Source organism: Pseudomonas sp. 09C 129, from assembly GCF_002843625.1.
GTDB classification, from domain to species: domain Bacteria; phylum Pseudomonadota; class Gammaproteobacteria; order Pseudomonadales; family Pseudomonadaceae; genus Aquipseudomonas; species Aquipseudomonas chlororaphis.
Map to the genome: position 1 here is coordinate 2154659 of NZ_CP025261.1, position 15309 is coordinate 2169967.

Consider the following 15309-nt stretch of genomic DNA (forward strand, 5'->3'; position numbering starts at 1 on the left):
ACTCGCTGTCAGCTTAACGGTGTTTCATGCAGGTACAGCCACTGGGCCGAGTGCTCATGGATGCGGATCACCACCACCGAGAGGCGCGAGGTTTCCTTCTGGTCCAGGCGATGGGTTTCCTTGTAGCGGATCGCCGCGCTGTGGCCTTCGTGCCACACGGTGTGCAGGTCGCTGACGAGGATTTCCAGGCCGGGGCGGGCACCGACGGCGCCGCGGAACATCTGTTCGACCTGCTCGCGGCTGACGATGGCGCCTGCGGTGGTGACCATGCTGAAGTGCTCGGCGAAGGCCGGCAGCAGGCGGTCGATGGTGGCGGCGCCGTTGCCGTCCTGGTCGGTGAAGACCGCGTGGATCAGGTCGTGGACCGCATGAATGCTGTGTTTGGCCTGTTCAACGATTGTGTTGTGCATGACATTCCTTTTGCGTGGTCAGGTTGCTCATCTGCAACAGGGGTAACAGACCCATCACCGCCGCGATGACGAAGGTCAGGTGATAGGCCGGGGTAGACGCCAGGCGGGCGAGCAGCAGGTTGTAGATCATCAGGAACAGCGCGGCGCCGATGCTGAAGGACATCTGCCGGTTGATGTTCCAGATCACGCTGCCCTTGTGGGTATCGGCACCTTCGAAATCCATCAGCGAAGTGGTTTGCGCGGTATTGGCGCCGATGCCGCCGCCGATGCCCATCAGGCAGTAGGCGATGACGATGATCGGCAGGTCGGCGGCGCTGTCGACCAGGTACAGGGTGGCGATGCCGGCGCTGTGCAGGAGCATGCCGAGGGTGAACAGGCGCCGGGCGCCGAAGCGGTTGTAGACCCGGCCGCAGACCAGCATGGCGATGAAGGCGCCGCTGGCGTAGAGGATCATGAACATGCCGGTCAGCTGGGCGCTGAAGTGCAGGCTGTTCTGCAGGAAGAAGATGCTCAGCAGGTTGACCCCGGTGAACACTCCGGGAATCGCGTAATAGATGAAGATCGAGGTACTGAGCTTCTTGCTCTTGAGCAGACTCAACTCGACGATGGCGTTGTCGCAGCGGCGGTAGTGCAGGACATACAGCACCACACAGGTGACCCCCAGCATCAGGCAGCTCAGGGCGGCCAGCGGTGGGTAGTCGCCGCCGTACAGCGACATGCCCATCAGCAGGCTGCCCAGGGCTGCGCTGACCAGCAGCAGGCCCTTGATGTCCGGGCGCGCCAGGCTGGCGGGCCGGGCTTCCTTGATCCACAGCCAGGACAGGGCAGCGGCGATCAGCGAGAACGGAATGTTGCTGTGGAACACCCAGCGCCAGGAGCTGCTGTCGACGATCACGCCGCCGATGGTCGGCGAAATGGCCGGGGCGATCAGGGCGACGGCCATCACCAGGGTGGAGATCTTGGCCCGCTGCGGGCCCTGGAACAGGTTGAAGGTCAGGGCCTGGCCCACCGGGATCAGCAGGCCGCCGCCGATGCCCTGGACGAAACGCCAGATCACCAGTTCATGGAAGCTGCCGGCCATCCCGCACATCCAAACGGCGGTGCTGAACACCAGCATCGAGGCGGTGAGGGTTTCGCGGCTGCCGAAACGTCCGGCCAGCCAGGTGCTCACCGGAATGATCAGGGTCAGGCCGAGAATATAGGCATTGGCCACCCAGGCCACGGATGAAGTCGAGACGTGCATCTCATGGGCAATACTCGGTAAAGCCACGGCCGACATGAATATGTTTATACAGTCGATAAAGAATCCGATGAGGAATATAAGAGCCACTTTGTAGCGATAAGTCATATGATCTCCCTTTTGCGGCGGGATCATAGGAGCGATAGACCGAGGGTGTCGATACGCCTATACTTGAAACATTGTTTGGTGGAATTTGACAATGATTTACAACACGGTGAGCTATAACATGCACACGCATCTAAATCGCGTCCAGACATTCCTGGCGGTTGTCGATTTCGGCTCCTATACCAAGGCGGCCAACTACCTGTGCATCAGCAAAGCCATGGCCAGCCTGCATGTCAAGGCGCTCGAGGAAGTTTTGTCGGCGACCCTGTTGATCCGCAATACCCGCAATATATCCCTGACGGAAATAGGTCAGGACTTTTATAACGAGTTCAAGGGGATTGTCGCGGATATCGACAATGCCTTCGAAAATGTCCTGCATGGGCATAATCGTATTTCTGGAAAGTTGCGTTTCAGTTCAACTAGTGAATATGGCGAGCGCTATATACTGCCGATCATTTCCAAGTTCACCGAGCGTTATCCGGAGATCCGTCTTTGTTATAACTTCAACTCTTCGTTGAATGATCTGGTGGCGGAAAAACTCGACCTGGTGATCCGCCTGGGCAACCTCGCCGACTCGGCTTTCAAGAGCCGCAAGCTGGCCGATTACGACATCGTCCTGGTGGCCAGCCCGGACTTTCTGGCGCGCCATCCGGTGGGCGAGCCCCTGGACCTGAACAGCGTGCCGTGGATCGCCAACAGCAACCTGCAAGGGCCCACCAACTGGACCCTGAGCCACCCGCAACGGGGCCAGGTCGAAGTCAGCGGGCCCAATCATTTCGAATCCAATTCCTCCACCGCCATTCGCGCCATGACCCTGTCGTCCCTCGGGGTGTCGGTACTGCCCGGCTGGGTGGTCGAGGACGACCTGGCCAGCGGCCGGCTGGTGCGCCTGCTGCCCGACTACGCCTTGCCTTCGCAGTCGGTGAACGTGGTGTTTCCCAACAGTTCGCACCTGCCGCACAAGTCGCGGGCGTTCATCGATTTCCTGTTGCTGCACCTGGGGCAGTGATCGGCGATACTCGGCGCGTTCGTGGACCACACTCGCGGGGAACCCAATGCCGTTGCAATCCTTGACCAGCCTGGCCGCCGTCGATCCGCAGCAATGGGACGGTTTGCTCAGTGACGGCCAGCCGTTTCTGCGCCACGCCTTTCTCAGCGCGCTGGAAGACAGCGGCAGCCTCGGCCCGAACTCTGGCTGGCAGGCCGAGCACCTGCTGCATGTGCAAGACGGACGCCTGATCGCGGCGCTGCCCAGCTACCGCAAGTGGCATTCCTACGGCGAGTACGTGTTCGACCATGGCTGGGCCGACGCCTGCGCCCGGGCCGGCATCGAGTATTACCCCAAGCTGCTGAGCGCCGTGCCCTTCAGCCCGGTCAGCGGCGCGCGGCTGCTGGCGGCAAGCCTGGAAGACGGCCTTGAACTGCTGCAAAGCCTGCCCGGTTACCTGGAGATCGAAGGGCTTTCCAGCGCCCATATCAACTTCACCGACGCCTTTACCGATGCCGCCCTGGCTGGGCAAGCCGGTTGGTTGCAGCGCCTGGGTTGCCAGTTCCATTGGCAGAACCGCGGCTATCGGGACTTCCAGGACTTTCTCGATACCCTCAGCTCGCGCAAGCGCAAACAGATGCGCAAGGAGCGCGAACAGGTGGCGGGGCAGGGCATCGAGTTCGAGTGGCTCGAAGGCCGGCAACTCAGCGAAGCGCAGTGGGATTTTGTCTACGCCTGTTATGCCAATACCTATGCGGTGCGGCGCCAGTCACCCTACCTGACCCGGGCCTTTTTCAGCCTGCTGGCCGAGCGCATGCCCGAGGCCATTCGCGTGGTGCTGGCCAAGCAGAACGCCAGGCCGGTAGCCATGGCCTTCAGCCTGATCGGTGGCGACAGTTTCTACGGGCGTTACTGGGGCTGCCTGGCGGAATTCGATCGTCTGCATTTCGAAACCTGTTTCTACCAGGGCATGGATTACGCCATCGCCCAGGGGGTGCAGCGTTTCGACGCTGGGGCCCAGGGCGAGCACAAGTTGATTCGGGGGTTCGAGCCGGTGATTACCCGGTCCTGGCACTACCTGCGACACCCCGGCTTGAAAGCGGCGGTGAAGGATTTTCTCCAGCAGGAGCGGGTGGGCGTGCTGGCTTACGCCGAAGAGGCGAGGGCCGCGCTGCCGTATCGGCAGGCGTGACCCTCGGGGTTGCTGTCAGCTGTCTTCCTTGCCCAGCCAGCGATAGAGGCCACCGCCGACCACCGCGCCGAGAATCGGCGCCAGCCAGAACAGCCACAGTTGCTGGATCGCCCAGCCGCCGACGATCAAGGCCGGCCCGGTGCTGCGCGCCGGGTTGACCGAGGTGTTGGTCACCGGAATCGAGATCAGGTGGATCAGCGTCAGCGCCAGGCCGATGGCGATCGGCGCGAAGCCCACCGGCGCACGTTTATCGGTGGCGCCGAGGATGATCACCACGAACATCCCGGTCATCACCAGCTCGCTGACAAAGCCCGCCGCCAGTGAGTAGCCCCCCGGCGAATGTTCGCCATAGCCGTTGGAAGCCAGCCCGCTGGCCAGCTCGAAGCCAGGCTTGCCGCTGGCGATGAAGTACAGCAGCGCCGCGGCGATCACCCCGCCTATCACTTGCGCGATGACATAGGCGGGCAGTTCCTTGAGCGGAAAACGCCCGCCGACCACCAGGCCGACGGATACCGCGGGGTTGAGATGACAGCCGGAGATATGGCCGATGGCGAAGGCCATCGTCAGCACGGTAAGACCGAAGGCCAGCGCCACGCCGAGCAGGCCGATGCCGACATCCGGAAACGCGGCCGCCAGTACGGCGCTGCCGCAACCACCCAATACCAGCCAGAAGGTGCCTAACAACTCAGTGACTGAACGTTTGAACAGCGACATAGAAGTTATTCCTTATCGATCCGATAAAGCCGTTATGCAGCCGTGCAGCCTGGCTACAGGCCCTGCTCCAGAACCTAGGCTCAGTACAGCAGGCTTTTTTTACAAATCCAGTGCAAAAAAAAACGCCAGGGCCCTGTTCACGGGGCTCTGGCGTTTTCTGTAGCCGCTGGCGCAGCCTACGATCGGCCGCGCAGCGGTCGTAAATCTTGCAACCCTGATCTGCCTGAAAGAGCGCATTCACCGGCTTGCGACGGCTACGCCGCCGATCGCAGCCTCGCGGGCTCGGCAGCGGCTACAGGGGAGCGAAAAAATGTCGGGCCCTGATGTAGCGTTTTTGTAGCCGCTGCCGAAGGCTGCGATCGAGCGCGCAGCGCTCGCAAAGCCTGTAACCCTGATCTGCCTGAAGGAGCGCATTCACCGGTTTGCGACGGCTACGCCGCCGATCGCAGCCTCACGGGCTCGGCAGCGGCTACGGGTGAAGGGTGGCGCAAAAAAACGCCAGGACCCCGAAGGGTGCTGGCGTTTTTTGGGGCGGGGTGGATCAATCGATACCGACGAACCCCCCGGTCTGATGCTGCCAGAGGCGCGCATACAAACCGCCGTGGGCCAACAGCTCGGCATGGCTGCCGGTCTCGGCGATGAGGCCTTTTTCCAGGACCACCAGGCGGTCCATGCGGGCGATGGTCGAGAGGCGGTGGGCGATGGCGATCACGGTCTTGCCTTGCATCAGGGTCTCCAGGCTTTCCTGGATCGCCGCCTCGACTTCCGAGTCCAGGGCCGAGGTGGCCTCGTCCATGATCAGGATCGGCGCATCCTTGAGCAGCACCCGGGCAATGGCGATGCGCTGGCGCTGGCCACCGGAGAGTTTCACCCCGCGTTCGCCGACATGGGCATCGAAGCCGGTGCGGCCCTGGGCGTCGGAAAGCAACGGGATGAACTCGTCGGCGCGGGCCTTGCGCACCGCTTCCCAGAGTTCCTCGTCGGTGGCGTCGGGCTTGCCGTACAGCAGGTTGTCGCGGATCGAACGGTGCAGCAGCGAGGTGTCCTGGGTGATCATGCCGATCCGCTCGCGCAGGCTTTCCTGGGTCACGTCGGCGATGTTCTGGTTGTCGATCAGGATGCGTCCGCTCTCCAGGTCATAGAGCCGCAGCAACAGGTTGACCAGGGTCGACTTGCCGGCGCCGGACGGGCCGATCAGGCCGATCTTTTCCCCGGGCCGGATGGTCAGGTTGAGGTCGCTGATGACCCCGGCCTTTTTCCCGTAGTGGAAATCCACATGCTCGAAACGCACTTCGCCGCTGGCCACCGCCAGGCGTGGCGCCTGCTCGCGGTCGCTGACGCTGATGGGCTGGGCGATGGTCTGCAGGCCGTCCTGGACCATGCCGATGTTCTCGAAGATGCCGTTGACCACCCACATGATCCAGCCGGACATGTTGACGATGCGAATCACCAGGCCGGTGGCCAGGGCGATGGCGCCGACCGAGATCAGCGACTGGGTCCACAGCCACAGGGCCAGGCCCGTGGTGGAGACGATCAGCAGGCCGTTCATGGCGGTGATCACCACGTCCATGCTGGTGATGACGCGCCCGGCCAGCTGGCTTTTCTCGGTCTGTTCGCCGATGGCTTCGCGCGCGTAGTTCTGCTCGAAGTGGGTGTGGGCGAACAGCTTGAGGGTGGTGATGTTGGTGTAGCCGTCGACGATCCTGCCGACCAGCTTGGAGTTGGCGTCCGAGGAGATCACCGAGCGCTCCTTGACCCGCGGCACGAAGTACCAGAGCGCGCCGATGTAGCTGGCGATCCAGATCAGCAGCGGGATCATCAGGTGCCAGTCGGCCTCGGCGAACAGCACCAGGGCGCTGACCGCATAGATCAGCACGTGCCACAGCGCGTCCACCGCCTGCACCGCCGAATCGCGCAGCGAGTTACCGGTCTGCATGATGCGCTGGGCGATGCGCCCGGCGAAATCGTTCTGGAAGAAGTTCAGGCTCTGCTTGAGCACGTAGCTGTGGTTCTGCCAGCGAATCAGGCTGGTCATGCCCGGGCTGATGGTCTGGTGCACCAGCAGGTCGTGCAGGGCGACGAACAGCGGGCGGAAGATCAGCGCGACCACCGCCATCCAGGCCAGCTCGAGGCCGTGGGTCTTGAAGATCTCGACATTCGGCGTACCCTGGGCCAGGTCGATGATCGTGCTCAGGTAGCTGAACAGCGACACTTCGATCAGCGCGACGAACAGGCCGACCACCAGCAGGGCGACGAAGCTCGGCCAGACCTGCTTGATGTAGTAGAGGTAGAAGGGCAGTACGCGGTTGGGGGGAGCGGCAGTGGGAGCGTCGCGGAAAATATCGATCAGCTGTTCAAAACGACGATAGAGCATGGGATCTGACGCCCGCGTGGCGGGCTCTCCTTATCAGTAAGCAGGCGCAGCGCTGTGTCAGCGCCGCGCCGGGACTCCCGGTGACACATTAGTCGATGCGCTTGGCCGACTTGATCAGCACGGGGTCGATCGGCACGTTCTGCATGCCTTGTTTGGTGGTGGTCTGCGAGTTGACGATCTGGTCGACCACGTCCATGCCGCTCACCACTTTGGCGAACACCGCGTAACCGGCATCGCGACCCGGATCGAGGAAGGCGTTGTCGGCGACGTTGATGAAGAACTGGCTGGTGGCCGAGTTCGGGTTCGAGGTGCGGGCCATGGACAGGGTGCCACGTACGTTATGCAGACCGTTGCTGGCTTCGTTCTTGATCGGGTCGCGGGTTTCCTTCTGCACCATCTGCGGAGTGAAGCCGCCGCCCTGGACCATGAAACCCGGGATCACCCGGTGAAAGATGGTGTTGGTGTAGAAGCCACTGTCGACGTAGTCGAGGAAGTTCTTGCTGGAGATCGGGGCCTTGACCGGGTCCAGTTCGACTTCGATCTTGCCGAAGCTGGTGTCCAGCAGGACGTGAGGCGCCTTGGCCGGTTGGGCGGCCATCAGGTTGGCAGCGAACAGAACGGAGCCGGCGACGAGGGCGATTTTTTTCAGCATGGGTCAGTGATCCTGGGTGGTGGTGTCGACTGCGGTTAAAAACTCGAGCAGGGTTTGGTTGAAGCGTTGCGGCTGGTCCAGCGGCGTGGCGTGACGCGAATCGGCGATCACCACCAGGCGCCCGTCGGGCAGCAGTTTCACATAACTTTCTTTCAGTGCGACCGGGGTGTAGTCACGGTCGGCGCTGATGACCAGGGTTGGACAGGCGACTTGCGAAAGTCGTTCCTGGACCCCCCAGCCAACGATGGCATCAAAGCTTGCGAGATAAGCACGTTTGTCGTTTTTTGCCCAGCGCTCGGCCATCTTTTGCCGCAGCTCGGCCTGCGCAGGTAGGGGGAACAATTTGCCGGCCAGGGCAATGCCGATGGTTTCCAGGCTGAGCAGGCGCATCAGGCTCCAGCGCTTGAACCATTGCCAGGCATCGTTGGCGCTGCGGATCTTGACCTCGGGCGCGCTGTTGACGATGCACAGGCTTTTCAGCAGCCCGGGCTGATCCACCGCGACCTGGAAGGCGATCATGCCGCCCATGGACAGGCCTACCAAGTGCACCCGCGACAGGTTCAGGTGCTCGAGCAGGGCGATGAGGTCGGCGCTGAACCCGGCGATGCTGTAGGGCTCGCGGGGTTTGTCGGAGCGGCCATGGCCGCGTACGTCGGGCAGGATCAGGCGGTAATGGGCGGACAGCTCGGCGATCTGCTTTTCCCAGTCACGGGTGCTGGAGCCGAGCCCGTGGACCAGCACCAGCGGTTCGCCATGGCCGTATTCCTCATAGTGCAGGGTGCATCCTTCGTGTTCGAAATAGGCCATGGCTGAATTCCTGTTCAGGCGCGTGGAGGGTTCAAGTACGGGGTCAGGCTTGTTCCGGGGCGGCGAACGGCGCGTCCAGCGGCGCGGTGTCGAAGGTGCGCAGCAGCTCGACGAGGATCTGCGTGGCCGGGCCCAGGGGTTTGTCCTTGTTCGAGTACAGGTAGAAGGTCGGGTGGCGGCTGCCGCCCTGGTCCAACGGTAGCACCTTGAGCAGGCCCTCCCGGAGTTCGCGCTCGATCATATGCCGCGGCAGCCAGGCAAAGCCCAGGCCGCTGCCGACGAAGGTGGCGGCGGTGGCCAGGCTGCCGACGGTCCAGCGCTGTTCGGCGCCGAGCCAGCCGACATCCCGCGGCTGTTGGCGGCCGGAGTCGCGGATCACCACCTGCAACTGGCTTTCCAGGTCCTGGAAATTCAGCTCGCGGTTCAGGCGGTGCAGGGCGTGTTCCGGGTGGGCCACGGCGACGAACTCCACCGAGCTCATTTCCGTGCCCAGGTAGCCGGAGATATTGAAGCCACTGATGGCCAGGTCGGCCACGCCTTCGAGCAGCACTTCTTCGACCCCGGACAACACTTCTTCGCGCAGGCGCACCCGGCAGCCACGGCTTTGCGGCATGAAGGCGGTCAGCGCGCGGACCAGGCGCGCGCTGGGGTAGGCGGCGTCCACCACCAGGCGCACTTCGGCTTCCCAGCCCTGTTCCATGTGGTGGGCCAGGTCTTCCAGCTGGCTGGCCTGTTTCACCAGTTGCCGCGAGCGCCGCAGCAACACGCCGCCGGCTTCGGTGAGCACGGCCTTGCGCCCATCGATACGCAGCAGCGGCACGCCCAGTTGGTCCTGCATGCGCGCCACGGTGTAACTGACAGAGGATTGCGAACGGTGCAGCGCTTCGGCCGCCTGGGCGAAGCCGCCGTGGTCGACCACGGCCTGCAGCGTTCGCCATTGATCGAGGGTAACGCGGGGCGCTTTCATGAGGAGCTCCTCTTGTCCTAAGCTGGCGCTCCTTATTGGAGACTGCCGAATGAGAAAATTCTGTTGTGTGTTGCTGGCCCTGCTGCCGCTCAGTGCGTTCGCCTATCCCATCGACGTGAAGAAACACCTCGAAGGCGTGAGCATCGACTACACCGCCTACGACACCGATGCCGACATCGGTTCGATCCAGGTGAACAACTACGGCACCACCGACGCCGCCTGCACGGTGGTCTTTCGCAACGGTCCCGAAGCCCCGCGCACGCGCAAGGTGGAAGTGGCGGCCGGCAAGTTCAAGAACGCCACGGCCAAGTTCAACCGCAGCATCATCAAGCTGCGCATCGACCTGACCTGTACCGCCAAATAAGCGCAAAGCGGAGCAGGGTGCGCGACCTGCTCCGCTTATAAACGAATTTATTGATTGGTTATAGCAGTTATTTGCGCTTTTTCATCGATATGACTCTGTTTAATCTGCGCTCCATCGACCTACAGCATTCCCGATGGAGGCTACATCCCATGTCCCGCGTTCTGATCATCGAAAGCAGTGCCCGTCAGCAGGATTCCGTTTCCCGTCAGCTGACCCAGACCTTCATCAAGCAATGGCAAGCGGCCCACCCGGACGACCAGATCACCGTGCGTGACCTGGCGGTAACCCCGGTGCCGCACCTGGATATCAACCTGCTGGGCGGCTGGATGAAACCCGCCGGGCAGCGCAACGAGATCGAAGAGGCCTCGCTGCAGCGCTCCAACGAACTGACCGACGAACTGCTGGCCGCCGACGTGTTGGTGATGGCCGCGCCGATGTACAACTTCGCCATCCCGAGCACCCTCAAAGCCTGGTTGGACCACGTGCTGCGTGCCGGTGTGACCTTCAAGTACACCGAGACCGGTCCCCAGGGCCTGCTCAACGGCAAGCGTGCCTATGTGCTGACCGCCCGTGGCGGCATCTACGCCGGCAGCACCGCGGACCACCAGGAACCCTACCTGCGCCAGGTCATGGGTTTCATCGGGATCCACGACGTCGAGTTCATTCACGCCGAAGGCATGAACCTGGGCGGCGACTTCCAGGAGAAGGGCCTGAACCAGGCCAACGCCAAACTGGCCCAGGTCGCCTGATCCGTTAATCGCCAGATAATCGCGCAGTGGTCTAGTAGGCCCTGCGCTCCCCTTCAAGTTTGTTTGCGCATCGAACCTCCCTTTGCACTTGTTGCTCCTGAGTGCTCCTGCCCGATTGAACGCTTTGCGAGATCGGGCTTTTTTTTGCCCACGATTTATCACGTTCTTTGTAGCCGCTGCCGAGCCCTGGCGAGGCTGTGATCGGGTTGGGCGGCATTCCGACGTAGCAGCCGTAAACCCAGCGACCGCGATGCGTCAGGAATTGCGCGGCGCCTGGTGTGGCGACGGCTGCGCCATCGATCGCAGCCTCGCAGGGCTCGGCAGCGGCTACGGCAAGCACGGGGAGGCGAGGTGTTTTGCGCCGGATGGGGCAAAACCGCTATCGTCGCCGCCTCTTCAAGACGAGGCGAGCATGGGCTATCTACTTTTTGTCACGCTGATCCAGGCGTTTTCCTTCAGCCTGATCGGCGAATACCTGGCCGGGCATGTCGACAGTTACTTCGCGGTGCTGGTCCGGGTACTGCTGGCCGGGCTGGTGTTCATCCCGCTGACCCGCTGGCGCCAGGTGGAGCCGGCGTTCATGCGCGGCATGCTGCTGATCGGAGCCTTGCAGTTCGGCGTGACCTACGTCTGCCTGTACCTGAGTTTCCGTGTGCTGACGGTGCCGGAGGTGCTGCTGTTCACCATCCTCACGCCGCTGCACGTGACCCTGATCGAGGATGCGCTCAACCGCCGCTTCAACCCCTGGGGCCTGCTGGCGGCGCTGGTGGCGGTGGCCGGGGCGGCAGTGATCCGCTACGACCGCATCAGCCCGGACTTCTTCATGGGCTTCTTGCTGTTGCAACTGGCCAACTTCACCTACGCCGCCGGGCAGGTGCTGTACAAGCACCTGGTGGCGCGCCATCCGAGCGACCTGCCGCATTACCGGCGTTTCGGCTACTTCTACCTGGGGGCTCTGGCGGTGGTGTTGCCAGCTTTCCTGTTGTTCGGCAAGCCGGACTTCCTGCCCGAAGCGCCGTTGCAATGGGCGGTGCTGCTGTTTCTCGGGCTGGTGTCCACCGCGCTGGGGCTGTACTGGTGGAACAAGGGCGCCTGCCTGGTCACTGGCGCGACCCTGGCGGTGATGAACAACCTGCATGTGCCGGTGGGGCTGCTGATCAACCTGTTGATCTGGAACCAGCACGAAGAACTGGGGCGCCTGTTCCTCGGGGCGCTGGTGATTCTGGCGGCGGTGTGGATCAGCCGTCGCGGCGTAAAAAACGCGACTACCGCTACTGCCTTGTAGGAGCGAGGCTTGCCCGCGATAGCGACCTGACAGACACCGCGGGGGCAGGCCGCTGCGCGGATCGCGAGCAAGCTTCGCTCCTACAGATAGGCAGATAGGCAGATAGGCAGATAGAGGGGGATCGCCCCGGGGACGGGGCGATCAGGCGGGAATTACAGCGCGCGTTTTTCCACTTCGGGGATATGACTGGCGCCCAGCACCGCCGGCAGCAGGCCGGCGCGCAGGTCGTTGCCGCTCGGCTGTTGATACAGGCTCAAGCCGAATTCCGGCATCACCGCCAGCAGGTAATCGAAGATATCGCCCTGGATACGCTCGTAGTCGGTCCACGCCGTGGTGCGGGTGAAGCAGTAGATTTCCAGCGGAATGCCCTGGGCGGTGGTCTGCATCTGGCGGACCATGCAGGTCATGTTCGGCTGGATGTCCGGATGACTCTTGAGGTACGCCAGGGCATAGGCGCGGAAGGTGCCCAGGTTGGTCATGCGGCGGCGATTGGCCGACATGGCGGCGACATTGCCCTGGGCTTCGTTCCAGCTCTTGAGCTCGGCCTGCTTGCGACTGATGTAGTCGGTGAGCAGGTGGACCTTGCCCAGGCGCGCTTCTTCCTCATCGTTGATGAAACGCACGCCGCTGGCGTCGATGTACAGGCTGCGCTTGATCCGCCGGCCGCCGGACTGCTGCATGCCGCGCCAGTTCTTGAACGACTCGGACATCAGGCGCCAGGTGGGGATCGAGACGATGGTCTTGTCGAAGTTCTGCACCTTGACCGTGTGCAGGGTGATATCCACCACATCGCCGTCGGCGCCGACCTGGGGCATTTCGATCCAGTCGCCGACTCGCAGCATGTCGTTGCTGGTCAGCTGCACGCTGGCGACGAACGACAGCAGGGTGTCCTTGTAGACCAACAGGATCACCGCCGACATGGCGCCCAGGCCGGACAACAGCAGCAGCGGCGAGCGGTCGATCAGGGTGGCGACGATGATGATCGCGCCGAACACGAACAGCACCATCTTCGCCAGCTGCACATAACCCTTGATCGAACGGGTGCGCGCATGTTCGGTGCGCGCGTAGATGTCCAGCAGGGCGTTGAGCAGGGCGCTGATGGCCAGCACCTGGAACAGGATGGTGAAGGCCAGCGCCAGGTTGCCGAGGAACACCAGGCTGGTCTTGCTCAGCTCCGGCACCAGGTGCAGGCCGAACTGGACCACCAGCGACGGGGTCATCTGCGCCAGGCGATGGAACACCTTGTTCTGGCGCAGATCGTTGAGCCAGTGCAGGGACGGCTGGCGGCCGAGCAGCTTGACCGCGTGCAGGATCAGGTAGCGCGCCACTCGTCCGACGAGCAGCGCCACCACCAGCAGGATGACCAGGGCCAGGCTGGAATGCAGGAGCGGGTGCTCATCGAGCGCCCCCCAGAGGTCTTGAACGTTGAGCCAGAGCTGTTTGAAATCCATGGGGTCAGAAGCTTCCTCTATGAGACGAGACGGATCGATTAGAACATTTAAGCCGTCGAAAGTTACCGTTAAGGACAAATCGCTGGCAAAAACCAATTGTTTACCGTGGTTTGCGTGAAAGAAACTCGGCCTTCGCGCCCGAAACCGTTACCCTATGCAGCTGTTTTTTTGCATATCTTCGAGGTAGCACCCGTGTTTTCCCAATTCGCCCTGCACGAACGCCTGCTCAAAGCCGTGGCCGAGCTTAAATTTGTCGAGCCAACGCCTGTGCAGGCAGCGGCCATTCCGCTCGCGCTCCAGGGGCGTGACCTGCGGGTGACGGCACAGACCGGCAGCGGCAAGACCGCCGCGTTCGTCCTGCCGATTCTCAATCGCCTGATCGGTCCGGCGAAGATCCGCGTCAGCATCAAGACCCTGATCCTGTTGCCGACCCGCGAACTGGCGCAGCAGACCCTGAAGGAAGTCGAACGCTTCTCGCAGTTCACCTTCATCAAGGCCGGCCTGATCACCGGTGGCGAAGACTTCAAGGTCCAGGCCGCCATGCTGCGCAAGGTGCCGGACATCCTGATCGGCACCCCGGGCCGCCTGATCGAGCAACTGAACGCCGGCAACCTCGATTTGAAAGAAGTGGAAGTGCTGGTCCTCGACGAAGCCGACCGCATGCTCGACATGGGCTTTGCCGACGACGTGCAGCGCCTGGTGGACGAGTGCCCGAACCGGCAGCAGACCATGCTGTTTTCCGCCACCACCGGCGGCTCGGGCCTGCGCGAGATGGTCGCCAAGGTCCTGAACAACCCTGAGCACCTGCAGCTGAACGCGGTCAGCCAGCTGAACGACACCACCCGCCAGCAGATCATCACCGCCGACCACAACCAGCACAAAGAGCAGATCGTCAACTGGCTGCTGGCCAACGAGACCTACCAGAAGGCCATCGTCTTCACCAACACCCGCGCCATGGCCGACCGCATCTACGGCCGCCTGGTGGCCCAGGAGTACAAGGCATTCGTCCTGCACGGTGAGAAAGACCAGAAGGACCGCAAGCTGGCCATCGACCGCCTGAAGCAGGGTGGGGTGAAAATCCTCGTCGCCACTGACGTCGCCGCCCGCGGCCTGGACGTCGACGGCCTGGACCTGGTGATCAACTTCGACATGCCGCGCAGCGGCGACGAGTATGTGCACCGCATCGGCCGTACTGGGCGTGCCGGCAACGACGGCCTGGCCATCTCGCTGATCTGCCATGGCGACTGGAACCTGATGTCGAGCATCGAGCGCTACCTCAAGCAGAACTTCGAGCGTCGCACCATCAAGGAAGTCAAAGGCACCTACGGCGGGCCGAAGAAGGTCAAGGCCTCCGGCAAGGCCGCGGGCGTGAAGAAGAAAAAGACCGACGCCAAGGGCGACAAGAAAAAAACCGCGGCCAAGGCCCCGACCAAGCGCAAAACCGCCAACCGGCCGAAAAACGATGCCCTGGTCAGCCAGGACGGCATGGCGCCGCTCAAGCGCCGCAAGCCAGCACCGGCTGCCGAATAAGCCGTAGCGCAACAGAAAAAGCCCGGACCCTGTCCGGGCTTTTTATTGGCCGGCGATCAGCTGTCGGCCTTCTTCTCGGCCGCGCCCAACTCCTTCAGGCGCTGGTCGATCAACTGGCACTTGTCCGGCAGATCCTTGCTGGCCGTGCTCAGGTCCATCTTCTGCAACTCGTCGTTGATTTCCTTGGCCTTGGCCGGGTTCTGCTCGGTGAGCCTGGCCACTTCCTGGGCCAGTTGTTCACGCTTGGCGGTGGCCTCGTCGAGGGTGCAGGCCCAGGCGGGCAGGGCGCAGAGCAGGGTGGTGGCGATGCTGAGGGAGAGGAGCGCTTTCATGGGGTGGCCTCTTGATCGGGGCGACAGGGTTATGCGGTTGAGGGCCAGGAACTTGGAAAAGTTCAGCGGTTGATCAGGTGAGGGCGATCTTGAGTTCAGGGCGGAACCAGGCTTGGCTGGGCCTTATCGGGGCAGACCCTTCGACGACT

Annotated in this window: 15 protein-coding genes; 6 read left to right on the plus strand and 9 right to left on the minus strand. The window is 62.6% G+C overall.

Annotated elements, in window-relative coordinates; genetic code table 11:
* Positions 1–8: 8 nt before the first annotated feature.
* Both CXQ81_RS09940 and CXQ81_RS09945 read right to left on the minus strand, forming a co-directional pair.
* Positions 9–410, minus strand: a complete 402-nt coding sequence (locus CXQ81_RS09940) for a DUF4440 domain-containing protein (protein WP_101337121.1) — start codon at positions 408–410, stop codon at positions 9–11.
* Positions 391–1758, minus strand: coding sequence for an MFS transporter (locus tag CXQ81_RS09945; RefSeq protein ID WP_007920621.1), 1368 nt, complete (start codon positions 1756–1758; stop codon positions 391–393). The genes CXQ81_RS09940 and CXQ81_RS09945 overlap by 20 nt, the downstream gene beginning before the upstream one ends.
* A gap of 118 nt (positions 1759–1876) precedes the next feature.
* Here CXQ81_RS09945 and CXQ81_RS09950 point away from each other — a divergent pair, with 118 nt between their 5' ends.
* Together CXQ81_RS09950 and CXQ81_RS09955 are read left to right on the plus strand one after the other, a co-directional pair.
* Positions 1877–2764 carry a LysR family transcriptional regulator gene (locus CXQ81_RS09950; protein ID WP_037033593.1) on the plus strand — a complete coding sequence of 296 codons (888 nt, stop codon included), beginning with the start codon at positions 1877–1879 and terminating at the stop codon, positions 2762–2764.
* Positions 2765–2810: 46 nt separating this feature from the next.
* Positions 2811–3935: a GNAT family N-acetyltransferase gene (locus CXQ81_RS09955; protein ID WP_053260033.1), complete on the plus strand. Its 1125-nt coding sequence runs from the start codon at positions 2811–2813 to the stop codon at positions 3933–3935.
* Between the two features lie 15 nt (positions 3936–3950).
* On the opposite strand, the gene aqpZ is transcribed toward CXQ81_RS09955, so the two are convergent.
* The 5 genes from aqpZ to CXQ81_RS09980 all read right to left on the minus strand — a co-directional run bounded on the left by aqpZ (position 3951) and on the right by CXQ81_RS09980 (position 9449).
* Positions 3951–4649 (minus strand): aquaporin Z, encoded by a 699-nt coding sequence (gene aqpZ, locus CXQ81_RS09960; protein ID WP_007920624.1) that lies wholly within the window; start codon positions 4647–4649, stop codon positions 3951–3953.
* 541 nt (positions 4650–5190) lie between these two features.
* Positions 5191–7023 (minus strand): ABC transporter ATP-binding protein, encoded by a 1833-nt coding sequence (locus tag CXQ81_RS09965; RefSeq protein ID WP_101337122.1) that lies wholly within the window; start codon positions 7021–7023, stop codon positions 5191–5193.
* Between the two features lie 88 nt (positions 7024–7111).
* Complete coding sequence (locus CXQ81_RS09970; protein WP_007920626.1) at positions 7112–7675, minus strand: peptidylprolyl isomerase A; 564 nt, start codon at positions 7673–7675, stop codon at positions 7112–7114.
* Positions 7676–7678: 3 nt separating this feature from the next.
* Entirely contained in the window at positions 7679–8482 is an 804-nt protein-coding gene (locus CXQ81_RS09975; RefSeq protein WP_007920627.1) for an alpha/beta fold hydrolase, read from the minus strand.
* A 43-nt stretch (positions 8483–8525) separates the two neighbouring features.
* Complete coding sequence (locus tag CXQ81_RS09980; protein ID WP_007920628.1) at positions 8526–9449, minus strand: LysR family transcriptional regulator; 924 nt, start codon at positions 9447–9449, stop codon at positions 8526–8528.
* 49 nt (positions 9450–9498) lie between these two features.
* Between CXQ81_RS09980 and CXQ81_RS09985 the strand changes: the two genes are divergently transcribed.
* The 3 genes from CXQ81_RS09985 (at position 9499) to CXQ81_RS09995 (ending at position 11847) form a co-directional block, all read left to right on the plus strand.
* Complete coding sequence (locus CXQ81_RS09985) at positions 9499–9813, plus strand: hypothetical protein (RefSeq protein WP_007920629.1); 315 nt, start codon at positions 9499–9501, stop codon at positions 9811–9813.
* Between the two features lie 149 nt (positions 9814–9962).
* On the plus strand, positions 9963–10562 hold the full coding sequence (locus tag CXQ81_RS09990; RefSeq protein ID WP_007920630.1) for an FMN-dependent NADH-azoreductase: 600 nt from the start codon (positions 9963–9965) through the stop codon (positions 10560–10562).
* 412 nt (positions 10563–10974) lie between these two features.
* Complete coding sequence (locus CXQ81_RS09995; protein ID WP_053260037.1) at positions 10975–11847, plus strand: carboxylate/amino acid/amine transporter; 873 nt, start codon at positions 10975–10977, stop codon at positions 11845–11847.
* Between the two features lie 152 nt (positions 11848–11999).
* Here the strand turns inward: CXQ81_RS09995 and CXQ81_RS10000 are convergent, their stop codons facing one another.
* Positions 12000–13298 carry a mechanosensitive ion channel family protein gene (locus CXQ81_RS10000; RefSeq protein WP_007920632.1) on the minus strand — a complete coding sequence of 433 codons (1299 nt, stop codon included), beginning with the start codon at positions 13296–13298 and terminating at the stop codon, positions 12000–12002.
* 192 nt (positions 13299–13490) lie between these two features.
* On the opposite strand from CXQ81_RS10000, the gene CXQ81_RS10005 reads away from it, so the two are divergent.
* The gene (locus CXQ81_RS10005; RefSeq protein ID WP_101337123.1) at positions 13491–14828 is read left to right on the plus strand and encodes a DEAD/DEAH box helicase; all 1338 of its coding nucleotides are present in this window, start codon (positions 13491–13493) and stop codon (positions 14826–14828) included.
* A 56-nt stretch (positions 14829–14884) separates the two neighbouring features.
* Here CXQ81_RS10005 and CXQ81_RS10010 read toward each other — a convergent pair whose 3' ends face one another.
* Positions 14885–15160 (minus strand): hypothetical protein, encoded by a 276-nt coding sequence (locus CXQ81_RS10010; RefSeq protein ID WP_101337124.1) that lies wholly within the window; start codon positions 15158–15160, stop codon positions 14885–14887.
* Positions 15161–15309: the final 149 nt, after the last annotated feature.